This is a genomic window from Pseudomonas ulcerans (assembly GCF_036324125.1).
Taxonomy (GTDB): Bacteria; Pseudomonadota; Gammaproteobacteria; order Pseudomonadales; family Pseudomonadaceae; genus Aquipseudomonas; species Aquipseudomonas ulcerans.
Genome location: NZ_JAZDQN010000038.1, coordinates 36489 through 61299 on the forward strand (window position 1 = coordinate 36489; position 24811 = coordinate 61299).

Below are 24811 nucleotides of genomic sequence, written 5' to 3' on the forward strand. Positions count from 1 at the left end.
GAGCAGCCTCATTCAACAAGGAGCGGGACGATGAGCATGAAGACAGAGGATGACGCGGCACGCCTGCCGCTGCTGCAACTGACGCGCTGGGCGTTATGGATAGATGCTTTCTTTGACGGGCGGCCGTCTTTCGAGGCATTCGCTCGCGAGCGCCTGATGATCCACCTGCGTTTCTACTACCCCACGGGCGATGTGGCGCCATCGTTTCCCCAGGCGCTGCTGCGTGGCCTGCTACAACGGATGATCGACGGACGATTGGCGGATTTCGACCCTGACCTGCACGGTCCGCTGCGTTGGCTGGATGGTGTCGGCGAACCTGAGGACGACGAGGGCTGGAGCGAGCGCCAGCAGGTGGTGATGCAGGTGATCGAGGGTGCGGCTTCCGGATTGCTGGCGGATTACTGCCAGATGCTGCAGCGCCGCTGGGCGCAGCGCCCTGCCGGGCTCGACGCCGACAGCGCCATGGGCGAGCGCTTTCTGAACAGCCTGGAGGAGCACTGTTCGGCACTGAAAACCCTGTTCTGCGTGGAGACCCTCAAGCGCTTCGATGGCGAAACCCTGCTGCAGCACCTCGGGAGCCTGGACGAGCGCTGGCGTCTGTCGTTCGCGGAGGAGGGCAGTCTGCCCGAGGCGCAGCGCCGGGAGGTCGATACGCTGATCCGGACGACACTGGGTGACTGGTTCAGTGGCCTGGGGCGTGACGAACTGGACAGGTTGCGCGACTTCCAGCGTCGTCATGCGTTGCTGCGCGAGCAACTCAGGTTGCTGATGGCGGGCGTGGAGACGCTGTCGGCCCATGCCCGCCTGGCGATCATCGAGTACTGCCGGCGGGTGCGAGGCATCGAGGTCGAACCTGACGAGCTGCAGGTCGTGACCCGCTTCGAGCAGCCGTACCCTGCGCTGACCCGTACACTGCGCCTCGCCGAACTGGTCGCCGAGGGACCATTGCTGTCCGGTGCCGGGAAAACCCGGACCTTGCAGCAGGACACCGGTGCGCTGAACTCGCTGCTGCCCGACGACCTGCTCGACGAACTGCTGCGCGAGGTCGATCCCCGTGCCACCTACCATCGCTGCCTGGCCGAGCGCTATGCCAGTGCCGAGGTGTTCGCCGCGCTCCACGACCTGAACGACCTGCGGCTGCAGCAGAGTGCCTTTATCGCGCGGTGCAAGGGACACCTGGGCGCCGAGAGTTATGCCCGGGTCCTGCGCGTTCGTGCGGACAACGGCGCGGGGCGGGACGAGCCCGGCGACAAGGTGACCGGGGTTTCCCAGTTTCCCGACGAGCCGCTGGCGCAACTGCTGCTGTTCTATCGCGAGGACGAACCCCGTCGCTTGTCCGACCTGGTGCTTTATGCACCGGGCAAGCCCGATGGCCAGGAATGGATCGAGTTGCCGTCGTTGCGCGCCCTGGCGGTGGAACTGGGCCGTTGGGTGGGCAGCGAGGCCGGCATGCGTTACCTGCTGGACCGGCTCAACGTCAAGGCGCAGCGCAGCGCCGAACAGTTCTACCTCGACGTACGCGAACGCCCGGATGCCTGGGATCTGTCCCGCGATCACCGCGGCCCGCAACATGGCTATGCCGAATGCAGCCGCTATCTGATCGGGCAGGGACGGGACAATCACCTCGACCAGGTCGCCTGGTACGAAGCGCCACTGTGGTTCGCCGAACTGCCTTTGGCCAAGCGCCAGTTGATTGCCGGGCTCAACGAGGACCTGCGCCTGCTCGACCAGGCGATGCAGCAACAGGTCGACGAGCAGGAAAGCTTCCTGGCCTTCTCCCGGCGTACGGTCAAGGCGGAAATCGCCAGCTACCTGCGCGAGTGCGGGGTGACCGAGGAGGTCGATCCGCAGACCATCCTGTTCGACTTCCTTCCCGACCTGGCCGGCTCGGCAAAGATCTCCCGCACCCTGCTCGACCTGGCCATGTATGGCCATGAAGACAACTGGGGCCTGGACAACCCGCGGATGCCGGTGCGCTCTTCCGTAGGGCAGGACCTGAGCGGGGTGCGGGCCGCCGAACTGACGACCTATCTGCGCAGCGCGTATATCGGCGAGCGTTATGCCAGGTCGATCCGCGATCGCTTCCTCGATCCGGGCAAGCCGGCCTATGCCAGGCGTCGGCAACTGCATTTCGCTCTGGCGCAGACCACCTTGCTGCGCGATGTGCATGTCACCCATGGCAAGGGAATGATCGAGGCGGCGGATCGCGACTGGCTGCTCGATGAAATCGGCCGGCTTGGCGAGGTGCGCCAGCCTCAGGGCGATTCGGCGGACAACATCGCCGGCGATGGCGTGTTTCGCTTCACCCTCGATGGGCGCAACAGCACGGGCCTCTACCTGTTCCGCCGGGTCGTCGGTGGTGTCGCCCACGACTGGCTGTACACCCCGCAGGCCCCCGATCGTCTGACCCTGCGCAAGTACAAGAGCTTCGCCGGTGCAGGACGCGGTGCGATGCATGACTGGTACCTGCAACACCTGCGCTTCGTCGATCGTCCCGTGGTTGCGGAATGGCTGGTACGGCTGGCCAAGGGCGAGGGAAGCCGCGACACCCTGCGCGAGGGCAGCCGGATCAGCGATTTCATGGCCGAGTACGACCAATTCCTGGAAAGCCACGTCAGCGATATCGAGGCGGTGACCAGAAGCCGTCGCCAGGTGATCACCGAGCAGGTGACCAAGGGGCTGCTGTACGCGGCCTTTCCCTTGAGCCTGGCGTTTCCTCCACTGGGTTTCGCCCTCGATGCGGTGTTCATCGCCATCGGCAGCTACAAGGCGATCGCCAGTCATATCGCCGATGATGATTCGGCGGCATTGGATCATTGGCTCGGCGTGGCCGCAGGGCTTTGGGGGATCGCCCTGCCGGGGGCCTGGGGCGTGTTGGGCCAGGTGTCCCGTGCCGGCTTGCGCAAGGCCAGCGAGGCCAGCCGCTGGAATCAGCTGACCCAGCAGGCCCGGCCGGGAATTCGTCAGGGTGAGCGAGCGGTGCTCAGCGTCATGGACGAACAGCGCGCCATCAAACGGGTGCCGGACAACCTGCGGCGCATGGAAAAGGGCGGCATCTGGCGCGGTGTCTATCGCCATGGCGGGGTGGATGGCCGGGAGACGTTCTACGTCAACCATCGAGGGCGCTACTTCCAGGTGCTTCACGATCGCGACAAGCACACCTTGCGCCTGGTCGATCCGCAGCATCCCCGGGCGTTCTACCGGGTGCCGATCCGACTGGAGGCGGAAAACCTCTGGCAGTTCAATAGCCAGGTGGGGGTGCGGGGTGGCGGTTCGACGCTTTATCTCGGCCAGGTACGCGAGGTGGCGGATGCCTTTGCCGCCAGGACCAATCCGTTGCCCCAGCGTGGGGCCTTGCAAGGCGAGGGGCTGATTGCCCGATTCGAGCCGGGCGGCAGCGACAACTACCTGTATTCGCTGAACATCGAGTCCTGCGTGGTGGCTTGCCTCTACAACCCGGCGAGCCGTAGCGGGGCAGTGATCCACATCGATCACAACGTCGGCCGGCTGGTGGAGGATGCACTGGAGTCGGCCTTGGCGAGCATCAATCGGGGCAGCCCCGGAGGGCGGATTCGCGCGACGCTGGTCGGTGGCGACTGGCTGTCCTCGGGCGCGGACATCGGTGGACCTGTGCGCTCGGCGCTGGCTCGACGAGGGATCCAGGCCGACTGGGATCATTGGTCGTATTCGTCGTGCCTGGGCAACATCTACGGTGTCCGCCTGGATCTGGCCGAAGGCGTCGCCAGCGTGTTCACCAGCACCCGTTCCAGTGTGCAGAAGGTCATCGACCCTATCTTGCTCGATGCCGTGCGCGGTGGCACCAGTGACATGGCCGGTCGGGCCCGGCGCTTCATGACGCGCTTCCAGCGGGAGCCATTGGTGCAGCACGCGGGGGGAGAGGTCACGACCTTGAGTGGCCAGCCGGCGACGGCCCGGCAGATCGAGGCGCACGCCTTGCAGCTCACGACCCTGAACTGACCGAGCCTCAAACAAGAAAGCCCCGGACCTGGGTCCGGGGCTTTCTTGCATTCAGCTACCGAAAGGCAGAAGCGGCGGGATCACTCCGAAGCCAGCTTGTGCTCCAGGTAGTGAATGTTGACGCCGCCCTTGCAGAAGGCTTCGTCGCGGACCAGCTCGCGGTGCAGCGGGATGTTGGTCTTGATCCCGTCGACGACGATTTCGTCCAGGGCATTGCGCATACGGGCCATGGCCTCGTCGCGGTCCTTGCCGTAGGTGATCAGCTTGCCGATCAGCGAATCGTAGTTCGGCGGAACCGAGTAGCCGCTGTACAGGTGCGAATCGACGCGAACGCCGTTACCGCCCGGAGCGTGGAAGTGCTTGACCGTGCCTGGGCTCGGGATGAACTTCTTCGGGTCCTCGGCGTTGATCCGGCACTCCAGGGAGTGACCGCGGATCACCACGTCATCCTGGGTGAACGACAGCTTGTTGCCAGCGGCGATGCTCAGCATCTCCTTGACGATGTCGATACCGGTGACCATTTCCGAAACCGGGTGCTCTACCTGCACGCGAGTGTTCATCTCGATGAAGTAGAAGCGGCCGTTCTCGTAGAGGAACTCGAAGGTGCCGGCGCCACGGTAGCCGATCTCGACGCACGCCTGGACGCAGCGGGCGAAGACTTCCTCGCGGGCCTTGGGATCGATGCCCGGTGCCGGGGCTTCTTCCAGGACCTTCTGGTGGCGGCGCTGCAGCGAGCAGTCACGGTCGCCCAGGTGCACGGCGTTGCCCTGGCCATCGGAGAGGACCTGGACTTCCACGTGGCGCGGGTTGGTCAGGAACTTCTCCAGGTACACCATCGGGTTGCCGAAGGCAGCACCGGCTTCGGTACGGGTCAGCTTGGCCGAGGAGATCAGGTCCTCTTCCTTGTGCACCACGCGCATGCCGCGACCACCACCGCCACCGGCGGCCTTGATGATCACCGGGTAGCCAACCTCGCGGGCGATCGCCAGCGCGGTTTCTTCGTCTTCCGGCAGCGGGCCGTCGGAACCTGGAACGGTCGGTACGCCGGACTTGATCATGGCGTCCTTGGCCGAAACCTTGTCGCCCATCAGGCGAATGGTGTCGGCTTTCGGGCCGATGAAGGCGAACCCGGATTTCTCCACCTGCTCGGCGAAGTCGGCGTTTTCCGCCAGGAAGCCATAGCCAGGGTGAATGGCGGTGGCGCCGGTGACTTCGGCGGCGGCGATGATCGCCGGGATGTGCAGGTAGGATTCCTTGGACGACGCCGGGCCGATGCACACGGACTCGTCAGCCAGGCCCAGGTGCATCAGCTCGCGGTCGGCCGTGGAGTGTACGGCGACGGTCTTGATGCCCAGTTCCTTGCAGGCACGCAGGATACGCAGGGCAATTTCGCCGCGGTTGGCGATCAGAACTTTTTCCAACATCGCTGGCTCTCCGCGGTTCAAACGATGGTGAACAGCGGCTGGTCGAACTCAACCGGCTGACCGTCTTCCACCAGGATGGCGTCGATGACGCCGCCGATATCGGCTTCGATGTGGTTCATCATCTTCATGGCTTCGACGATGCACAGGGTGTCGCCTTTCTTCACGGTCTGGCCGACTTCAACGAAGGCTGGGGAGGTTGGCGAAGCCTTGCGGTAGAAGGTACCGACCATTGGCGAGCGAACCACGGTGCCTTTGAGCTGTGGCGCGGCAGCGGCGGCTTCGGCAACCGGAGCAGCGGCAGCGGCCGGTGCGGCGGCTGGAGCGACGGCGGCGGCAACCGGGGCCGGTGCGTAGTACTGCTGGGCTGGAGTCTTGCTGTGGCGGCTGATGCGCACGGACTCTTCGCCTTCCTTGATCTCCAGCTCGTCGATGCCGGACTCTTCCAGCAGTTCGATCAGTTTCTTGACTTTACGAATATCCATTAATCATCAACTCCCAAGATTTGGTCAGGGTCGTATGAACGTGATTCAAACGTTCTTGTAGGCCCGGCGACGGCCAGGCCCGCGTTATTCAGGATTTGGCGGCGGCCAGTTGTTCCAGGGCGGACTCCAGGGCCAGGCGGTAACCGCTGGCGCCCAGGCCGCAAATCACTCCCACGGCGACATCCGAGAAGTAGGAGTGGTGACGGAACGGCTCGCGCTTGTGCACGTTGGACAGATGCACTTCGATGAATGGGATGCTCACCGCCAGCAATGCGTCACGTAATGCGACGCTGGTGTGGGTGAAAGCCGCCGGATTGATCAGGATGAAGTCCACGCCTTCGTTGCGCGCGGCGTGGATCCGGTCGATCAGTTCGTACTCGGCGTTGCTTTGCAGGTATTGCAGATGATGGCCGGCGGCGCGGGCGCGCTGCTCCAGGTCCTGGTTGATCTGCGCCAGGGTCACGGCACCGTAGACACCGGGTTCGCGCGTTCCGAGCAGGTTCAGGTTGGGGCCGTGCAGCACCAGTAGGGTCGCCATCTGCGCATCCTTTGATTTTTTGTAGGACATGAATACAAGCGCGGCGACTATGCCGCAAAGACCCGAGCACTGTCCAGTTAACTGCAATAGCCAGCACGTTGACCGAGATTCGCGCAAAATATGTGACTATTTTGTTAATCCCGGTCATTGGCCGCAGTTTTTTCGCGGCCTCGGAAGTTATAGACGCAGATCGGCGCGAATGCGCTGCAGATGCTCGGCGAATTCGCCGGCGTTCGTCTCGCCCACCACGCGGGTGGCCGTGTTTTCGCTGCCGTTCGCCGCGAAGAACAGCAGGGCGGGCGGGCCGAACAGCTGGTAGCGGTCGAGCAGGGCGCGCTGTTCGGCGCTGCTTTGCGTGATATCGAAGCGCACGCGCCGGTATTCCTTGAGCAATGGCAGCACGTTTGGCGCATTCAGCACTTCACGCTCGATGACCTTGCAACTGATGCACCAGTCGGCGTACCAGTCCAGCACCAGGGGCTGGCCGGCGGCCTTGGCTTCGGCCAGCACGCGATCGAGTTGGGCAGGGCTGTCGATGGTTTCCCAGTGTTCACTGCTGGCCTGGGTGACGCTGGCAGTGGTGCCGGCGACCGGCAGTGGTCGCAGCGGATCGCCCGAGCCGCTGAAGGCGCCGTACCAGCAAGCCAGGGCATAGACCAGCAGGAACAGGCCGAGCAGTTGTGCCAGGCGCTGGCGCGGGGTTTTCACCACGAACTCCAGCGCGCCGAGGAACAGCGCCACGCCAGCGGCCAGCAAGCCCACCAGGAGCAGGGTGACCTGGCCCGGCAGGACGCGGCTGAGCAGGCCGATGGCCAGGCCGAGCAAGAGCACGCCGATGGCGTTCTTCACCGTCACCAGCCATGGCCCGCTCTTCGGCAGCCAGGCCGCGCCGCCGGTCGCCACCAGCAGCAGCGGGGCGCCCATGCCAAGGCCCAGGGCGAACAGTTTCAGTGCACCGCCGAGGGCATCGCCGCTGGCGCTGATATAGAGCAGGGCACCGGCCAGCGGTGCCGACACGCAGGGCGAGACCAGCAGGCTGGAGACCACGCCCAGGACCGCAGCGCCGAGCAGCGAGCCGCCTTTGGTCTGCCCGGCGACGCGGTCGAGACGATCGTTCAGGGCACGCGGCAGCTTCAGCTCGAACAGGCCGAACATGGCCAGGGCGAACAGCACGAAGAACAGCGAGAACGGCACCAGCACCCAGGCCGACTGCAGTCTCGCCTGCAGGTTCAGGCCCGCGCCGAACAGGCCCATCAGGGCGCCGAGCAGGGCGAAGCAGGCGGCCATCGGCAGCACGTAGGCCAGCGACAGCGCGAGGCCGCGCCAGCCACCGACCTGGCCTCGCAGGACCACGCCGGAGAGGATCGGCAGCATCGGCAGCACGCAGGGGGTGAAGGTCAGGCCTATGCCGGCGAGGAAGAACAGCGCCAGGCTTTTCCAGCTCCATTGCTCGCGGGCGCCTGGCGCGGTAGCGGCCGGCGTCGCGGAGCCCGCGCCATCGATGCTCAGGCGTTCGGTTTCCGGGGGATAGCACAGGCCCTTGTCGGCGCAGCCCTGGTAGGTCACGACCAGGGTGAAGGGGCGTTTGTCGTCGGTGCGCGGCAGGTCGATGTCGAGGATGCCGTGGTAGACCTCGACGTCGCCGAAGAACTCGTCGTGCTTGGCTTCGCCCGGAGGCAACTGCGGCGTGCCCAGCGCGATGTCGGCAGGTTCGGTACGGAACTGGAAGCGGTGGCGGTAGAGGTAATAGCCCTCGGCAGGAACGAAGCGCAGCTTGATGCCCTGGGCGTCGCCCTGCATCAGGTTGAGCTTGAAGGCTTCGCGGACCGGGAGGAAATCGGCGCTGTTGTTCAGGGACGGGGCGCCGAGGGTGGCGCTGGGGCGGCTGTCGAGCAGGCCGGCGCCCATGGCGGGCAGGGCCAGGGCCAGCAGCAGGAGGCAAAGCAGACGACGCATGATGGTCTCGCGGGGGGGCAGAGTTGTCCGCATGATAGCCGACTCGGGGATCTGCTGTGTTGCTGATGGCCCTGTCGCGGATCTAACACATTTCGGTCAAGTGAAGCGTGGCCCCTGTGGGAGCGGGTTCACCCGCGATGACGGCAGTGGCGTCACCGACGCTATCGCGGGTGAACCCGCTCCCACAGGGCCGCGCACCTACAAGCGGAAAGCCCGAACCGCGGTATTCAGCTCCCCACCCAACCGCAGCAACTGCTCACCCTGGTTGCGACCTTCGCCGATCCGCTGCAGGTTGTCCTCGCCCAGATCGTGAATCCGCTCGCTGTGGTCGCGAATTTCGCTGACCGCCCCACTCTGCTGCGCCGTGACATCGGCAATCCGCACCGCCGTATCGGAGATGGTCTGGATCGCCAGGACGATCTCATCCAGAGCACCGTCCGCCGCCTGGGCCTGGTCGGCGGTGGCCTCGGCGTGTTCCAGCTGCAGGCGCATGCCGTCCACCGACTCCCGTGCCGCCTGCTGCAGGCGGGTGATCAGGGTCTGGATCTCGCCGGTCGCCCCGGTGGTGCGCTGCGCCAGGGAGCGCACTTCCTCGGCCACTACGGCGAAGCCACGGCCCATCTCGCCGGCTCGCGCAGCTTCGATGGCCGCGTTGAGGGCCAGCAGGTTGGTCTGTTCGGCAATGGCACGGATCACCGTCAGCACGCCACCGATGGTCGCCGACTCCTGGGCCAGTTCCTCGATGACCTGGGCATTGCCTTGCACCTCGTCCACCAGCCTGCGCAAGCCGGTGAGACTCTGGCCGATCACCGCCTGGCCCTGTTCCACCGCAAGACCGGCCTGGCGACTGGCATCGGCCGCCTGGCTGGCGTCCCCGGCCACCTGGACGATGGTGGCTTCCAGCTCGCCCAGGGCATCGCGGATCTGCGCGGTGTCGCCGGCCTGGCGCTCGGCGCCATCGTGCAGCGCGCTGCTCATGCCGGCCAGGGCGTGGCTGCTGCCGGCAACCTGTTCGGCGTTGCTGCGAATGGTCCCCACCAGTTCCACCAGGTAATCCCGCAGGCGGTTCAGCGAGTCCTGGATATCGTGCATCTCGCGGTTGCTCGGCGGCAGGTCGATCGGCTTGCTGAAGTCGCCGCCAGCCCACTCCGACAACGCCGGGTCGAGCGCGGTGAGAACCCGGGCCAGACGCCGCTGCAGGCGGTCGATGACCAGCGCGATCAGCAGGATCAGGGCGATCATCACGCCCTGCATCAGGCGCACTTCGCTCTGGATCTGCCCGTGCTGGCTGCGCACGCTCGGTTCCAGGTCGGCGATTGCCTGCTGCACCGCGGCGATCCGCGACTGGGTGGTGGCGGCCAGCTCGCTGCGGCGCTGGATCTGCTCGCGGGTACGTTGCAGTTCCGCCGGGTAGCGGCTGATCAGGCTGTTCAATTCACGACGCAGGCCGATGGCGGTGTCCTCGGCCTCGCTCTTGCTCTCGCTGGCCAGGCCCATCATCGCGGCGAAATCGTCGGAGCCGGAGGCACTGGCTTCCTTGACTCCGAGCAGCGGCAGGGCATCGAGGACCTTGGCCTGCTCGGCCATCAGGTTGAGTTCCCGCTCGACTTCCTCGGCCAGTTCGCTGCGGCCGCTGCTGACCAGCTTGTCGCGGGCCAGGGACAGGCGGCTCAGGTGCAGGCCGGCCTGCACCAGCGCCGGGGCATAGCGGCTGCCGTCGGGATTGTTGCTGTTCTGCGCATAGCGCAGCCACTGTTCCAGGTTGGCGCCCAGCTCGCGTTCGGCCTGCAGCAGCAGGGCCTGGGGATCGCCGGCCAGCTTGCCGGCGGCCAGCAGTTCATTGCTGGTGAAGGTGGCCAGGCTGTCCAGGCTCGGACGCACGTTCTGGGCCAGGTCTTCCGGCAGTTGCTTGAGCTCTTCCTGGAGACTCTGGGTGGCTTGCAGCGCGGTGGCATGCTGCAGGGCATCGCCGCTGCCGAGGTAGGTCTGGATATTGCGCGCGACCTGGTTCTGGAACTGCTGGGACAGGCCCAGGTAGCGTTCCATCAGCAGGTACGGGCGCTCCAGCGCCTTCTGCGACCACCACAGGGTGGCGCCAAGGGCGAGACAGACCAGGACCAGTAACAGGGTATTGAGGTTGGTGAGCAGCTTCAGGCGCATGTGCTTGACTACCGACGGCTGGAGGCAAGGCACTGAAACTATTGCGTTTTTATTACATGGTTATGACGAACCCGGCGCTTCGGTCAAAAAAAAGTGGCCATTTGATTTCACTGGCCGACGCGCTGCACCCGATTGCGTCCTGCACCCTTGGCCCGATACAGCGCTTCGTCGGCGGCGGTGGCCATGCTCAGGGCGTCGAGGTCGTCGCCCAGTTCCACCACACCGGCACTGAAGGTGCAGAACAGGTCCTGCGGCTGGGCCGGATAGTGGATCTCGGCGAAGCGCTGGCGGATCTCGTCGAGCACCTTGTGCGCGGCATCGAGGCCGGTGTTGGGCATGACGATGGCGAACTCCTCGCCGCCATAGCGGCCGATGAAGTCGGTCTTGCGCAGGCGCTGCTTGAGGAACAGCGCCAGGCTCTTGATCACCCGGTCGCCCATGGGGTGGCCGTGGCTGTCGTTGACCCGTTTGAAGTGATCGATATCCAGCATGGCGAAGCTCAGCGGCCGGCTTTCGCGGCGGGCGCGGAAGCTGCAGTCCTCCAGCAGTTGCAGGATATGGGTGTGGTTGTAGAGGCCGGTGAGGCTGTCACGGACCATCCGCGCCTTGAGGTTGCGTGCGCGGGCGGCGCGGTTGCGCACCGTGGTGATCAGGTGGCGTGAACGGATCGGCTTGGTCAGGAAGTCGTCGCCGCCCTCGCTCATGGCGTCCAGCTGCTTGTCCAGGTCGTCCTCGGCGGACAGGTAGATGATCGGCACGCTGACGTAGCGGTCGTTGTGGCGGATCACCTTGGCCAGTTCGGTGCCGGTGCAGGCCGGCATGTACATGTCGAGGATGATCAGGTCGGGCTGGAAATCGGCCAGCTCGGCCATGGTCTGGATCGGGTCGGTGAGGGTGCGGGTGACGATCCCGGCGTTGTTCAGCAGGCGCTCGGTGTGCAGGGCCTGGGCCCGCGAGTCGTCGATGATCAGCACGCGGAACGGTTCGTACTGGGTGACGCTGGTGAGCAGTTCGACCTTTTCCAGCAGGCTCGACGCTTCCAGGGTGCCGGTGAGGAATTCCTGGCCGCCGGCGCGCACGGCGGCGAGGCGGGTCGGCGTGTCGGTTTCGTGAAGGCTGAAGAACAGCAGCGGCACGCGCTGCTCCAGGCCCTGCTGGGCCTGTTCCGCGAGGCCCAGGCCGAGACCGGCGCCGCCGAAGTCCACGTCCATGACGATGGCGGCGGGCAGGCGCTCGCTCATCGAGGCGCGAAAGGCCTCCGCGGTGGGCAGCGCTTCAACGCCGAGGCCGAAGAACTCCAGTTGCTTGGCCAGGCGCTCGGCACGCTCATGGTCCTGGAGCATCACGTAGACCGGCTTGCGCAGCGGCGGCAGGGTGGTCTGTTCAAGGCGGTCGCCCTGGCGCAGGCCGGTGCGTGACAGGCGCTGCATCAGGCGGTTGAGCTCGCTGATCAGGCTGCTGCTCAGGCGCGCGCTGTTGGCTTCGACGGCGGCCAGGGTCTGGCCGATGGCTTCGGCCAGTTGCGTGTGCTCCGGTTGCTCGAAGCGTTCGGCGTAGCGTTGCAGGCGCAGGTTGGCCTCGCTCAGTTCGCCGAGGTCGCCTAGCGACCATTCGCTGCGCTGCAGGCGCTGCCAGATTTCCAGGATCTGCCGGGCCTGGTGAATGACCCGCTGGGCAAAGTGTTGCTTCAGTCGCTCGCGATTCGGGTCTTCTGGCTCGGTCATGTCCTGACTACTTGTTAGAAATGAGGCAGTTCGAGTGATGGCTCTATGCTAGCACCACTTTTGGCGCAAACGAGTGCCCTGCATCAATTTATTGACGCCGGAGAATCATTCAGTTCGTGACCCTCGGGTCGGTTGGGCGATAGGCTGCCTTGCTTTATAGTTGCGAGCACCCCGGTCGCCCCGGCGCCAGCGCACCCGCCGACATTCACACTGGCTCGGCACCAATGCCTGGCGGCCGTGGTCGAACCCTGCAAATGCCCTGACTGAAAAAGGACGATGCCATGCTGGACTGGAAAAACCGTACAGGCGACGCCGAGTCGCGCGAGGAGCGCAAGGCGGGTCGCGCCACGGCGAGCGGCAGTTACTTCCGCGGCCTGCTCAGCCGCTCGCTGGGCGCGGTGATCGGCCTGTACCTGGTGGTGACCATCGCCCTCGGCTGGTACTGGAGCGAAGAGCCGGACCTGTTCCCGGTACAGCAGAACGCCCAGGCCGCCGCCGAGCACAACGGCCAGCAGATGGTGGTCGGCTACACCACCATCGAGACCCTCAAGACCGTTGCCGGCACCCTGCTCAACAAGCCGGGCGGCTACATCTCCAACGACCGCTTCCCGCCGGGCCTGTGGATGGACAACATGCCGAGCTGGGAATACGGCGTGCTGGTCCAGGTCCGCGACCTGTCCCGCGCCCTGCGCAAGGACTTCGCCCGCTCCCAGTCGCAGTCCACCGAGGACGCCGACCTGGCCAAGGCCGAGCCGCGCTTCAACTTCGACAACAAGAGCTGGATCCTGCCGTCGAGCGAGTCCGAGTTCGAGGAAGGCATCAAGTCGCTCAATCGTTACCAGGCGCGCCTCGCCTCGGGTGATTCCGGTGCCATCTTCTATACCCGCGCCGACAACCTGAACAACTGGCTGGGTGACGTCGCCACCCGCCTGGGCTCGCTGTCCCAGCGACTGTCGGCGAGTGTCGGCCGGGTCAAGCTGAACAGCACCCTGAAGACCGAGACCGTGGTCCCCGGCCAGGCGCCGCAGGTCGACGAGGAACTGGTGGAAACCCCGTGGCTGCAGATCGACAACGTCTTCTACGAAGCCCGTGGCCAGGCCTGGGCCCTGTCGCACCTGCTGCGTGCCATCGAGGTCGACTTCGCCGACGTGCTGGCGAAGAAGAACGCCACCGTCAGCGTGCGCCAGATCATCCGTGAGCTGGAAGCCTCGCAGGAACCGCTGTGGAGCCCGATGGTGCTGAACGGCAGCGGCTTCGGCATGTGGGCCAACCACTCGCTGGTCATGGCCAACTACATCTCCCGCGCCAACGCCGCAGTCATCGACCTGCGCCAGTTGCTGTCGCAAGGCTGATGAGCATCAGCGAAGCGGAGGCGGCGCACCGGGCCGCCTCGGACCGGGAGCAGGTCGCCTGGGTCGACGAGGACGACAACCTGCTCGGTGCGCTGCCCCGCGCCGAGCTGCGCGAGCGCGGCCTGGTCGGGCGCTGCACCTTCATCCTGCTTTTCAATGGCGCCGGCCAGCTGTGCATCCACAAGCGCACCCTGAGCAAGGCGCTGTACCCCGGCCATTGGGATGTGGCTGCCGGCGGCATGGTCGCGGCCGGCGAGGAATACGCCGCCTCGGCGGCGCGGGAGCTGGAGGAAGAGCTGGGGGTGAGCGGTGTCGAGCTGCGCGCCCACGACCATTTCTTCTTCGACCTGCCCGGCAACCGCCTCTGGTGCGCGGTGTTCTCGGCGTTCTGGGACGGGCCTTTGCGCCTGCAGCCGGAAGAGGTCAGCGAAGCCCGCTTCGTCAACCCGGAAGTGGTCTGGGCCGAGTCGCAGACACTGCCGTATTGCCCCGACTCCCTGGCCGCGCTTTCCCGGGCCTTCGGCCGTCAAGCCTGATGTCGCGAAAATTGCCCGAAATGGCGCAGTTCTGTACTTAGCAAGCGGGACATTTGCCGTTACACTGCGCGGCCTTTTTACCCTGCCGCGTAGCCATTCGCGACAGGTGCGCTGCCCCTGCCAGAGTGGGGCTTCGCGGTCGTCGTCCCGCCCGGGTCCACGACCAGTTTTTTGTCCTCAAACCCGAGGATCAAAAGTGGCCAAGAAAGCCTCGTCATTCTCCGCCCTGGGCGGTCTGGTGTTCTCCACCGATGCGGGCCGGCACTGTCCGGACTGCAACCAACCCATCGATGCCTGCACCTGCAAGCAGACGCTCATCCCGGAAGGGGATGGCATCGCTCGTGTCCGTCGCGAAAGCAAAGGTCGCGGCGGCAAGACGGTGACCACCATCACGGGCGTGCCCCTGCCTCTGGAACAGCTCAAGGAGCTCGCCAGTACGCTGAAACGGCGTTGTGGCACCGGTGGCGCGTTGAAAGACGGCGTCATCGAGATCCAGGGTGACCATGTCGAGCTGCTGCTCGGCGAACTGGTCAAACAGGGCTTCAAAGCGAAGAAATCCGGCGGCTGATCGCCTGCTTCCCGTTCGTTCGTCCGGTGCCCGTACAGGCCGGGTGAGGGCCGGGAGCACCCGGGGCTTTTCGCCCAGCGTCTAAACTCGTTGCCTTGTGAAGGGTCCAAGCCCGAACAGGGAAAATCGTCATTTTCATTTTCTACACTGCGCCCTCCCGCATGGCCGGTGTTATCTGACTTTCTTTATAGGGGACTTCGATGTCCGTACGACGCACACGCAAAGACGATGGCAGCCAATGGACCGTGGCGGACAGCCGCAGTGTTTACGGGATTCGCCATTGGGGCGCGGGCTATTTCGCGATCAATGAAGCCGGGCGTGTCGAAGTGCGCCCGAACGGCCCGGGCAGCGCGCCGATCGACCTCTACGAGCAGGTCGACGAACTGCGCAAGAGCGGCCTGTCGCTGCCGCTGCTGGTGCGCTTCCCCGACATCCTGCAGGACCGCGTGCGCCAGCTGACCGGCGCCTTCGATGCCAACATCGCGCGCCTGGAATACCAGAGCCAGTACACTGCGCTGTACCCGATCAAGGTCAACCAGCAGGAAGCGGTGGTGGAAAACATCATCGCCACGCAGAACGTCTCCATCGGCCTCGAAGCCGGCTCCAAGCCGGAGCTGCTGGCGGTGCTGGCGCTGGCGCCGAAAGGCGGCACCATCGTCTGCAACGGCTACAAGGACCGCGAGTTCATCCGCCTCGCGCTGATGGGCCAGAAGCTCGGCCACAACGTGTTCATCGTCATCGAGAAAGAGTCGGAAGTGGCCCTGGTGATCGAAGAGGCGGCCGAGCTCAAGGTCAAGCCGCAGGTCGGCCTGCGCGTGCGCCTGTCCTCGCTGGCGTCGAGCAAGTGGGCGGACACCGGTGGCGAGAAGTCCAAGTTCGGCCTGTCCGCGGCGCAGCTGATTTCCGTGGTCCAGCGTTTCCGTGACGCCGGCCTCGACCAGGGCATCCGTCTGTTGCACTTCCACATGGGCTCGCAGATCGCCAACCTGGCCGACTACCAGCACGGCTTCAAGGAAGCCATCCGTTACTACGGCGAGCTGCGCGCGCTGGGCCTGCCGGTGGACCACATCGACGTCGGTGGCGGCCTGGGCGTCGACTACGACGGCACCCACTCGCGCAACGCCAGCTCGATCAACTACGACATGGACGACTACGCCGGTGTCGTGGTCGGCATACTCAAGGAATTCTGCGATGCCCAGGGCCTGCCGCACCCGCACATCTTCTCGGAAAGCGGCCGCTCGCTGACCGCGCACCACGCCATGCTGGTGATCCAGGTGACCGACGTCGAGAAGCACAACGACGACGTGCCGACCATCGAGAACAAGGAAGCCCTGCCGGAAACCGTGCAATGGCTGGCCGACCTGCTGGGCCCGACCGACCTGGAGATGGTCACCGAGACCTACTGGCGCGCCACCCACTACATGAGCGACGTGGCCGCGCAGTATGCCGACGGCAAGATCACCCTGTCCGAGAAGGCCCTGGCCGAGCAGTGCTACTTCGCCGTGTGCCGGCGTCTGCACAACTCGCTGAAGGCCCGCCAGCGCTCGCACCGCCAGGTGCTGGACGAACTCAACGACAAGCTGGCCGACAAGTACATCTGCAACTTCTCGGTGTTCCAGAGCCTGCCGGACACCTGGGCCATCGGCCAGGTGCTGCCGATCATCCCGCTGCACCGCCTCGACGAAGAACCGCTGCGTCGTGCCGTGCTGCAGGACCTGACCTGCGACTCCGACGGCAAGATCAACCAGTACGTCGACGAGCAGAGCATCGAGACCAGCATGCCGGTGCATGCGGTCAAGGAAGGCGAGGACTACCTGCTGGGCGTGTTCCTGGTCGGTGCGTACCAGGAGATCCTGGGCGACATGCACAACCTGTTCGGCGACACCGACTCGGTGAACATCTACCAGAACCCGAACGGCAGCGTGTACCACGCCGGCATCGAGACCCACGACACCATCGAAGACATGCTGCGCTACGTGCACCTGTCGCCGGAGGAACTGATGACCCACTACCGCGACAAGGTCGCCAGTGCGCGCATCAGCGATCGTGAGCGGACCCAGTTCCTCGATGCGCTGCGCCTGGGGCTGACGCGGTCTTCGTACCTGTCGTCGTAAGATTCAGGCGATATAAAAAGCCCGCTTCGGTATGCTGGAGCGGGCTTTTTCATGGGCGACACAGATGATGAGTATTTACACTTGTGAAGACTGACGGGATCCAGGTAGGAGCTGCGTAAGCTGCGAAGGACCGCATAGCGGTCCCAAAACCTGTCAGCTCGGTGAGCCTGGAGAAACGCGCCAGATCAGGCACTGTGAATCCGCAACAGGGCTTGGAGGGACTCGTGCGGGATGGTTTCGGGACCGCTGGCGCGGTCCTTCGCAGCTAAAGCAACTCCTACCTGAGACCCCATGGATACCCGTGCAGCGATGAGGCCAGTCGCAGTGCCCGGAATATCTGGAGTTACTCGCTGGTGGCGGTCAGGTCGATGGTGACGGGTTTTATCTCGTCATCTTCCCGCAAGAGCGATGTGCTGTTGTAGCGGTAGACGCTGTCGTGGGTGCGAGCGGTGATCTTCAAGCCGGTCACTGCGGTGATGGCTCCTGGTTGTTTGGTGACCAGAAAAGGGTAATGGTCCTCCAGCAGTTTCAGCGCCTGGGCGTTATCGGATTGCCGGGCTGCGATGAAGTAGAGGTAGACCATCGGTACAGTAGCGCCGCCGCTATTGCTCAGGACCTCGTACACGGAGCCTTGGGTGCCTATGGGATAGCGATTCATGATCTGGCTTAGCTCGGGTTTTGGATCCGGGGTGAAAGTCCAGATCGACTGGACCACAACCACTAGCAGCAAACTCGCGACTAGCCACTTAGTAACCATGCCGTTTTGCATACTCGATACCTGCCTTGATCTGCCTCTGGTCTTTAGGATCGTCACCGTAAGGCGCATTGGACCACCAACTTCCAAACTCAGGTTCACTCGTGCCTGCCTGGCTTTGTGCCCATCCTGCTCCTCTAAGCAGCACCTCTTCCGAAATTCCTGCTGCGGTGCCGGTCGCACCGTAATTGAAATTTCCGAAATCTTCGTACTTTCGGCCTTGTCGCTTGTAGTTCCATGGTCCTCGGCTTCTGACCTTGGTATAGAACCAGGAGAAAAGAAATGAAGTTCCACCTCGGCTGAAATGAATTTTCTTGCTGTGAGCTTCGCGCATGTTGGATGTAATCGATACGCCGCGGGGAGCTTTTGGAGTCATGCTTTGTCCGTTCTTTTAACTGTTTATCGAGTTCCCCCCTCCTTGGGATGTGACCTTTTCCGCCAGTGCGGTAACAGAGTCAAAGAATGGTATGTGACAGATTATGTTGAGTCTGGCGGTTCAGGTGTCGCGGCGCGGGCTAGGCGGACATCTGGCGTGTTCAGTCTGGGAGTCGCCTGGGCAACGGTGCTCACTCATTTCACTGATTTGTCTATTTCAGCAGATGCTGAAAATTGTCAATTCAGTGAAATTTCACTTATTACTCAAGAGCTCCCAATCTCATCCAAACCACCCATCCCGCCGCTGCAACCGCCACCCCATCACCCCCAGCGTCACCCCACGCAACGCCATGAACAGCAGGAACGCCGTCCATAACCCATGGTTGCCCAGATCCCGCGCCAGCCAGGCGAAGGGCAGGGCGATCAGGACGCTGAGCAGCATGCCGTCGCGCATTTCCCGGGCGCGGGTGGCGCCGATGAACAGGCCGTCGAGCAGGTAGCTCCACACCGCGATCAGCGGCAGCGCCGCCAGGTACGGCAGGTACTCGAAGGCGGTCTCGCGCACGCTGGCGATATCGGTCTGCATCTGGATGAACAGGTGTCCGCCCAGCAGGAACAGCACCGCGAAACCCAGGCTGGCGATCAGCGACCAGCCTCCGGCGACCACCAGTGAACGGCGCAGCGCCGGCCGGTCCCCCGCACCGATCGCATGCCCGCACAGCGCCTCCACGGCATGGGCCAGGCCATCCAGGGCGTAGGCAGTCACCAGCAGGCCATTGAGCAGCAGGGCGTTGGCGGCCACCGTCGCCTCGCCCATCCGCGCGCCCTGCATCGTGATAAGGAAGAACACGCCCTGCAGCGCCAGGCTGCGGATAAAGATGTCGCGGTTGACGCCGAGCATCGGCCGCCAGCTCTGCCAGCGCGCCAGCAGCGGCCAGATCACCCGGCCGGGATAGGCGCGCAGCGAAGGTCGGGTCAGGGCCAGGCCGAGCAGGGCCGCGACCCATTCCGCGATCACGGAGCCCCGCGCCGCGCCGACCACGCCCCAGTCCAGGCCGAGCACGAACCACAGGTTGAGGACGATGTTCAGCAGGTTGGTGGTGAGCAGGATCACCAGCGGCACACGGGCGTTCTGCGTGCCGAGGTACCAGCCGACCAGGGCGTAGGTGGCCAAGGCTGCCGGCAGGCCGAGCAGGCGGGTGGTGAAGAAGTCGAGGGTGCCCTGTTCCAGCGCCGCGTCGGGCTGGATCAGGTGCAGGGCGAAATGGCTGAGGGGGATGGCCAGCAGGCCGAGAAGCGCGGCGAACAGCAGGGCGAGTAGCAGGCCTTGTACCAGGACCTGGCGCAAGGCGTTGCCATCGGCGCGGCCGGCGGCCTGTGCGGCGAAGCCGGTGGAGCCCATGCGCAGGAAACCGAGCACGCCGACCAGCAGGGTGTAGAGGCTGGCTCCCACCGCCACCGAGCCGAGCTGGTGGGCATGGGGCAGGTGGCCGACCACTGTGCTGTCCACGAGGGCGACCAGGGGTACCGAGATGTTGGACAGGATCATCGGCGCCGCCAGGGCCCAGACCTTGTGGTGGGTGGGGCGGTGGCGCCAGTCGGTGAGCAGTTGGAGCATTCAGGGAGTCCTTGTGAGTCTTGCGACCGCTTTGCGGTCGTTCGCGAGCAAGCTCGCTCCCACAGAAGGTGAGCAGTGGGTCGCCAGGCCAAACATTCTACCCATGCTTCGGCACTTTGCCGGGTGAACCCTGTCTCACCTCGGCATCGGTCCCCGGTGAAACCGCGGACCTTGATATATAGTTTCCCGTCTGCCCCTGCTGCCGAAGAGTTTCCTCCCATGCTGAACAAAGGATTGTGGCTGGCCTGTGCGCTGGCGCTGCTGAGTGCCTGCGACTCGTCTTCCCCCGACAAGCCCGCCCCGGCCCCGGCTGAAAAGGCCGCTGCTGCGGCGAGCGCAGCGAAGGTCGACGAAGCCACCCTGGCCCAGCGCTACGCCGGCCGCGAGCTTAACGTCGTGGACGTTTCGGAAGTCCAGGTCGACGGCGCCAGCGCCCTGTCGGTGACCTTCTCCGCACCCTTGCAGGCCGACCAGCGCTTCGCCGAGCGCCTGCACCTGGTCGACACCACCAAGGGCAAGGTCGACGGCGCCTGGGAGCTTTCCGACAACCGCATGGAGTTGCGCCTGCGCCACCTGGAGCCCAAGCGCAAGCTGGTCCTGACCATCGACGCCGGCCTGCGCAGCGTCAATGGCAACCAGTTGGCCAACGAGTACGTCAGCCGCCTGGAAACCCGCGACATGGAGCCGAGCATCGGCTTCGCCAGCCGCGGTTCGCTGCTGCCGACGCGCCTGGCCGAAGGCCTGCCGGTGATCGCCCTGAACGTGGCCAAGGTCGACGTGGAATTCTTCCGCATCAAGCCCGAGTCGCTGCCCACCTTCCTGGGTTCTTGGGGCCGCAGCAGTTCCCTGCAAAGCTATGAAGCCCGCGACCTGCTGCCCATGGCCGAGTTGGTCTACGCCGGCCGCTTCGACCTCAACCCCGCGCCCAACACCCGCGAGACCCTGCTCCTGCCCATGGCCGGGATCAAGCCGTTGCAGGAAGCCGGGGTCTACCTGGCGGTAATGCGCGAGGCGGGCACCTACAACTATTCGCAGCCGGCGACCCTGTTCACCCTCAGCGACATCGGGCTCTCGGTGCACCGCTACGACAGCCGCCTGGATGTCTTCACCCAGGCCCTGGAAGGCGGCAAGGCGCTGGGCGATATCGAGCTCGACCTGCTCGACGGCGACGGCAAGGTCCTCGCCCAGGGCAAGACCGACAGTGGCGGCCACGCCCAACTGCCGTTGCCGCCCAAGGCCGATGTGCTGCTGGCGCGCCAGGGCCCCAACACCACGATGCTGCGGCTGAACAGCGCCGCCCTCGACCTCTCGGAATTCACCGTCACCGGCCCACAGGCCAACCCGCTGCAATTCTTCGTCTTCGGCCCGCGCGACCTCTATCGCCCGGGTGAAACCGTGCTGCTCAACGGCCTGTTGCGCGACCAGGATGGCAAGCCGGTGAACAGCCAGCCGATCAATGTCGAAGTGCGCCGCCCCGACGAGCAGGTCAGTCGCAAGTTCGTCTGGGAAGCGAACGCCAATGGCTTCTATCAATACCAGTTGCAACTGGCGGGCGAAGCGCCCACCGGACGCTGGCAACTGTTGTTCGACCTGGGCGGCGGCAAGCGCCAGGTGCATGAATTCCTCGTCGAGGACTTCCTCCCCGAACGCCTGGCCCTGGAACTCAAGGGTAGCGACAGCCCGCTGAGCCCGGACCAAACCGCGGAGATCAGCGTCAACGGGCGCTACCTCTACGGCGCCCCGGCCGCGGGCAACCGCCTCAGCGGCCAGGTCTACGTGCGCCCGCTGCGCGAAGCGGTGCCGGCGCTACCCGGCTACCAGTTCGGTTCGGTCACCGAAGGCGACCTGAGCCACGACCTGGACCTGGAAGAATCGGTCCTCGACGCCGACGGCGACGCCACCATCAGCATCGCCAGCCAATGGGCCGAGGCCCGTTCGCCGCTGCAACTCACCGTGCAGGCCAGCCTGCAGGAATCCGGCGGGCGCCCGATCACCCGGCGCCTGGAACAACCAATCTGGCCGGCGGACCACCTGCCGGGCCTGCGCGGTCTGTTCGACGGCGAGGAAACCGACGGCGACGCACCGGTGGAAGTCGAGCTGCTGATGGCCGACCGCGACGGTAACAAGCTGGCCGCCGACAACCTGCGGGTGCGCCTGGTCCGCGAGCGTCGCGACTATTACTGGAACTACTCGCAGAGCGATGGCTGGAGCTACAACTTCAACGAGAAATTCCTCACCGAGAGCGAGCAGAGCGTCAGCGTGCCGGCAGGCAGCACCACCAAGCTGAGCTTCCCGGTGGAGTGGGGCCCGTACCGCGTCGAGGTGGAAGATCCGGACACCGGCATCACCAGCAGCCTGCGCTTCTGGGCCGGCTACCGTGCCCAGGACAACGCCGACGGCGGTGCGGTGCGTCCGGACCAGGTACGCCTGGCCCTGGACAAGCCGGCCTACAACGATGGCGACACGGCCAAGGTCACCGTTACCCCGCCGGCTGCCGGCAAGGGCTACCTGATGGTGGAGGGCGGCGATGGTCCGCTGTGGTGGCAGGAGATCGACGTACCCGCCGAGGGCAAGGCCTTCGACGTCAAGCTCGACCCGAAATGGGCGCGGCATGACCTGTACATCAGTGCCCTGGTGATCCGTCCGGGCGAGCGCAAGGCCAATGTCACGCCGAAACGCGCCGTGGGCGTGCTGCACCTGCCGCTGGACCGCGCCCAGCGCAAGCTGGCGGTGACCCTCGACGCACCGCAGCAGATGCGTCCGAAGCACCCGCTGACGGTGAACATCCAGGCGCGTAACGCCGACGGCAGCGTGCCCAAGCAAGTGCAGGTGCTGCTGGCCGCGGTAGACGTGGGCATCCTCAACATCACCAGCTACGTCACCCCCGATCCGTTCACCGGCATGTTCGGGCGCAAGGCCTATGGCGCCGACCAGCTGGATATCTACGGGCAACTGATCGAAGCAGGGCAGGGCCGCCTGGCCAGCCTGGCCTTTGGTGGCGACGCCGGCATGGCCAAGGGTGGCAAGCGTCCTGACACCAGCGTGACCATCGTCGCCCTGCAGAGCGCGCCGGTGACCCTGGATGCCGAGGGCAAGGGCCAGGCCACGGTGGACATCCCCGACTTCAACGGCGAGCTGCGCCTGATGGCCCAGGCCTGGAGCGAGGACCGCTTCGGCGTCGCCGAAGCCAAGACCGTGGTTGCTGCGCCACTGATCGCCGAACTCTCGGCGCCGCGCTTCCTCGCCGGCGGCGACCGCACCAGCCTGGCGCTGGACCTGTCCAACCTCTCCGGCCAGGAACAGACCCTCGCCGTGGCCCTGGCCACCGAGGGCCAGCTGGACCTGCAAGGCGCGTCCCACCAGTCGCTGAAACTCAAGCAGGGCCAGCGCGTCACCCTGAAGATTCCGGTGCAGGCCACCGGCGGCTACGGCCAGGGCAAGGTCACGGTGCGGGTCGATGGCCTGGTGTTGCCGGGCGAGAGCGACACCGGCTTCTCCCGCGAATGGACCCTGGGCGTGCGTCCGGCCTACCCGGCGCAACTCAAGCACTACCGCGTGGCCCTGGGCGGCGAGCCCTGGACCCTGCCGGAGCAGGACCTGGCGACCTTCGAGCCGCAAGGCCTGGAAGGCACCCTGGCGCTGTCGAGTCGGCCACCACTGAACCTGGCCGAACAGATCCGTGCGCTGAAGGCCTATCCCTATGGCTGCCTGGAGCAGACCACCAGCGGCCTGTACCCGTCGCTCTACGCCGACGCCGCGACCCTCAAGCGCCTCGGCCTCACCGGCGAGCCGGCGGCCGATCGCCAGCGCAAGATCGAGATGGGTATCGAGCACTTGCTGGGCATGCAGCGCTACAACGGCAGCTTCGGCCTGTGGAGCAGCGACGATGAAGAGGAATACTGGCTGACCGCCTATGTTACCGACTTCCTCCTGCGCGCCCGCGACCAAGGCTTCGCGGTGCCGGCCGAGGCACTGAAGAAGGCCAGCGAGCGCCTGCTGCGCTACGTGCAGGAGCGCAACCTGATCGAGGTGAACTACAGCGAGAACGCAGAGCACAGCCGCTTTGCCGTGCAGGCCTATGCCGCGCTGGTACTGTCGCGCAGCCAGCAGGCGCCGCTCGGTGCCCTGCGCAGCCTGTTCGAACGGCGTGCCGACGCCCGCTCCGGCCTGCCGCTGGTGCAACTGGCGATCGCCCTCGACGCCATGGGCGACAAGCCCAAGGCCGAGCAGGCTCTGCAAGCCGGCCTGGCGATCACCCGCGACAACGCCTGGATGGCCGACTACGGCAGCCCGCTGCGCGACCAGGCGCTGATCCTGGCCTTGCTCGACGAGTACAAGCTGGCCAGCAAGGCCGTGCCGGATCGCCTGTTCAAGCTGTCCGATGAACTGGCCGCCAAGCCGTGGCTGTCGACCCAGGAGCGCAATGCGTTGTTCCTCGCCGGTCGTGGCCTGATGCAGCAGCCGGAGGGCGACTGGCGCGCGCAACTGGACAGCGCCGGGGAAACCCGCGAGCTGGGTCCGACGCAATCCGGGCTGCACCTGGAAGGCTCGCTGCTGGCATCGCCATTGAGCGTGCGCAACGAAGGCGACAAGACCCTGTACCAGCGCCTGACCCTGTCCGGCTATCCGCGCCAGGCGCCGCCGGCCAGTGGCAACAACATGACCATCCGTCGCGAGTACCTGGGCATGAATGGCCAGGCGCTGGACCTGAAGTCGCTGGAAAGCGGCGACCTGGTCCTGGTGCATCTGGCGATCCAGGCCAAGTCGCGGGTGCCGGATGCGCTGGTGGTAGACCTGCTGCCGGCGGGCCTGGAGCTGGAAAACCAGAACCTCGCGCAGAGCGCCGCCAGCCTGGAGAACGCCAGCAGCGCGGTGAAGCAGTGGCGCGAGGCGATGGAGAACGCCAACGTGGTGCACCAGGAATACCGTGACGACCGCTATGTGGCGGCGTTGAACCTGGATGGCTATGGCACCACCCACCTGCTGTACCTGGCGCGGGCGGTGACCCCGGGCAGCTATCGCATTCCGCCGCCGCAGGTGGAGTCGATGTACCGGCCGGAGTGGCAGGCAGTCGGCGAGACGGCCGGGGAACTGGTGATCAAGGGGCGGTAGGGAAGACATCATCCCTTGTGGGAGCGGGGTGACCCCCGCGGGGGGGGGGGGGGGACCACACGCCAACCCCGGGGGAGCCCCCACCCCACAGGGCCCGCCCCACACCCGGGCAATCCACAC

The 24811-nt window shown here is 65.4% G+C and carries 15 protein-coding genes; 6 read left to right on the top strand and 9 right to left on the bottom strand.

The window, feature by feature from the left end; all coding sequences use genetic code 11:
* The first annotated feature begins 30 nt into the window (after positions 1–30).
* Positions 31–3978 (top strand): hypothetical protein, encoded by a 3948-nt coding sequence (locus V0R59_RS25135; RefSeq protein ID WP_330075757.1) that lies wholly within the window; start codon positions 31–33, stop codon positions 3976–3978.
* A gap of 80 nt (positions 3979–4058) precedes the next feature.
* Here the strand turns inward: V0R59_RS25135 and accC are convergent, their stop codons facing one another.
* From accC to V0R59_RS25165, 6 genes are all read right to left on the bottom strand, one after another.
* The gene (accC, locus tag V0R59_RS25140; RefSeq protein ID WP_330075758.1) at positions 4059–5402 is read right to left on the bottom strand and encodes an acetyl-CoA carboxylase biotin carboxylase subunit; all 1344 of its coding nucleotides are present in this window, start codon (positions 5400–5402) and stop codon (positions 4059–4061) included.
* A gap of 17 nt (positions 5403–5419) precedes the next feature.
* Complete coding sequence (accB, locus tag V0R59_RS25145) at positions 5420–5884, bottom strand: acetyl-CoA carboxylase biotin carboxyl carrier protein (protein WP_330075759.1); 465 nt, start codon at positions 5882–5884, stop codon at positions 5420–5422.
* A gap of 88 nt (positions 5885–5972) precedes the next feature.
* On the bottom strand, positions 5973–6422 hold the full coding sequence (gene aroQ / locus V0R59_RS25150; RefSeq protein WP_330075760.1) for a type II 3-dehydroquinate dehydratase: 450 nt from the start codon (positions 6420–6422) through the stop codon (positions 5973–5975).
* A gap of 177 nt (positions 6423–6599) precedes the next feature.
* Positions 6600–8378 (bottom strand): protein-disulfide reductase DsbD, encoded by a 1779-nt coding sequence (locus tag V0R59_RS25155; protein WP_330075761.1) that lies wholly within the window; start codon positions 8376–8378, stop codon positions 6600–6602.
* 198 nt (positions 8379–8576) lie between these two features.
* A complete protein-coding gene (locus tag V0R59_RS25160; RefSeq protein WP_330075762.1) occupies positions 8577–10538 on the bottom strand; it encodes a methyl-accepting chemotaxis protein in 1962 nt (653 codons plus the stop codon).
* Between the two features lie 107 nt (positions 10539–10645).
* Positions 10646–12262, bottom strand: coding sequence for a diguanylate cyclase (locus tag V0R59_RS25165; protein ID WP_330075763.1), 1617 nt, complete (start codon positions 12260–12262; stop codon positions 10646–10648).
* A 281-nt stretch (positions 12263–12543) separates the two neighbouring features.
* On the opposite strand from V0R59_RS25165, the gene V0R59_RS25170 reads away from it, so the two are divergent.
* The 4 genes from V0R59_RS25170 (at position 12544) to speA (ending at position 16832) form a co-directional block, all read left to right on the top strand.
* Complete coding sequence (locus tag V0R59_RS25170; protein ID WP_330075764.1) at positions 12544–13614, top strand: DUF2333 family protein; 1071 nt, start codon at positions 12544–12546, stop codon at positions 13612–13614.
* A complete protein-coding gene (locus V0R59_RS25175; RefSeq protein WP_330075765.1) occupies positions 13614–14150 on the top strand; it encodes an NUDIX hydrolase in 537 nt (178 codons plus the stop codon). Before V0R59_RS25170 ends, V0R59_RS25175 begins: the two co-directional genes overlap by 1 nt.
* Before the next feature lie 196 nt (positions 14151–14346).
* Positions 14347–14718: a translation initiation factor Sui1 gene (locus V0R59_RS25180; RefSeq protein WP_330075766.1), complete on the top strand. Its 372-nt coding sequence runs from the start codon at positions 14347–14349 to the stop codon at positions 14716–14718.
* A 200-nt stretch (positions 14719–14918) separates the two neighbouring features.
* The gene (gene speA / locus V0R59_RS25185) at positions 14919–16832 is read left to right on the top strand and encodes an arginine decarboxylase (RefSeq protein WP_330075767.1); all 1914 of its coding nucleotides are present in this window, start codon (positions 14919–14921) and stop codon (positions 16830–16832) included.
* A gap of 343 nt (positions 16833–17175) precedes the next feature.
* On the opposite strand, the gene V0R59_RS25190 is transcribed toward speA, so the two are convergent.
* The 3 genes from V0R59_RS25190 to V0R59_RS25200 form a co-directional block, all read right to left on the bottom strand.
* A complete protein-coding gene (locus tag V0R59_RS25190; protein WP_330075768.1) occupies positions 17176–17601 on the bottom strand; it encodes a hypothetical protein in 426 nt (141 codons plus the stop codon).
* A complete protein-coding gene (locus V0R59_RS25195) occupies positions 17579–17962 on the bottom strand; it encodes a polymorphic toxin type 44 domain-containing protein (RefSeq protein ID WP_330075769.1) in 384 nt (127 codons plus the stop codon). Before V0R59_RS25195 ends, V0R59_RS25190 begins: the two co-directional genes overlap by 23 nt.
* A gap of 279 nt (positions 17963–18241) precedes the next feature.
* Positions 18242–19579, bottom strand: a complete 1338-nt coding sequence (locus V0R59_RS25200; protein ID WP_330075770.1) for an MATE family efflux transporter — start codon at positions 19577–19579, stop codon at positions 18242–18244.
* A gap of 219 nt (positions 19580–19798) precedes the next feature.
* Between V0R59_RS25200 and V0R59_RS25205 the strand changes: the two genes are divergently transcribed.
* Positions 19799–24691 (top strand): alpha-2-macroglobulin family protein, encoded by a 4893-nt coding sequence (locus V0R59_RS25205; protein WP_330075771.1) that lies wholly within the window; start codon positions 19799–19801, stop codon positions 24689–24691.
* The last annotated feature ends 120 nt before the right edge of the window (positions 24692–24811 follow it).

What these genes read in the sequence shown, in the direction of transcription:
- accC (WP_330075758.1), bottom strand. Translation starts at nt 5,402, where the DNA reads ATGTTGGAAAAAGTTCTGATCGCCAACCGCGGCGAAATTGCCCTGCGT.
- V0R59_RS25195 (WP_330075769.1), bottom strand. Translation starts at nt 17,962, where the DNA reads ATGACTCCAAAAGCTCCCCGCGGCGTATCGATTACATCCAACATGCGC.
- accB (WP_330075759.1), bottom strand. Translation starts at nt 5,884, where the DNA reads ATGGATATTCGTAAAGTCAAGAAACTGATCGAACTGCTGGAAGAGTCC.
- aroQ (WP_330075760.1), bottom strand. Translation starts at nt 6,422, where the DNA reads ATGGCGACCCTACTGGTGCTGCACGGCCCCAACCTGAACCTGCTCGGA.
- V0R59_RS25160 (WP_330075762.1), bottom strand. Translation starts at nt 10,538, where the DNA reads ATGCGCCTGAAGCTGCTCACCAACCTCAATACCCTGTTACTGGTCCTG.
- speA (WP_330075767.1), top strand. Translation starts at nt 14,919, where the DNA reads ATGTCCGTACGACGCACACGCAAAGACGATGGCAGCCAATGGACCGTG.
- V0R59_RS25200 (WP_330075770.1), bottom strand. Translation starts at nt 19,579, where the DNA reads ATGCTCCAACTGCTCACCGACTGGCGCCACCGCCCCACCCACCACAAG.
- V0R59_RS25175 (WP_330075765.1), top strand. Translation starts at nt 13,614, where the DNA reads ATGAGCATCAGCGAAGCGGAGGCGGCGCACCGGGCCGCCTCGGACCGG.
- V0R59_RS25135 (WP_330075757.1), top strand. Translation starts at nt 31, where the DNA reads ATGAGCATGAAGACAGAGGATGACGCGGCACGCCTGCCGCTGCTGCAA.
- V0R59_RS25205 (WP_330075771.1), top strand. Translation starts at nt 19,799, where the DNA reads ATGCTGAACAAAGGATTGTGGCTGGCCTGTGCGCTGGCGCTGCTGAGT.
- V0R59_RS25155 (WP_330075761.1), bottom strand. Translation starts at nt 8,378, where the DNA reads ATGCGTCGTCTGCTTTGCCTCCTGCTGCTGGCCCTGGCCCTGCCCGCC.
- V0R59_RS25190 (WP_330075768.1), bottom strand. Translation starts at nt 17,601, where the DNA reads ATGCAAAACGGCATGGTTACTAAGTGGCTAGTCGCGAGTTTGCTGCTA.
- V0R59_RS25170 (WP_330075764.1), top strand. Translation starts at nt 12,544, where the DNA reads ATGCTGGACTGGAAAAACCGTACAGGCGACGCCGAGTCGCGCGAGGAG.
- V0R59_RS25165 (WP_330075763.1), bottom strand. Translation starts at nt 12,262, where the DNA reads ATGACCGAGCCAGAAGACCCGAATCGCGAGCGACTGAAGCAACACTTT.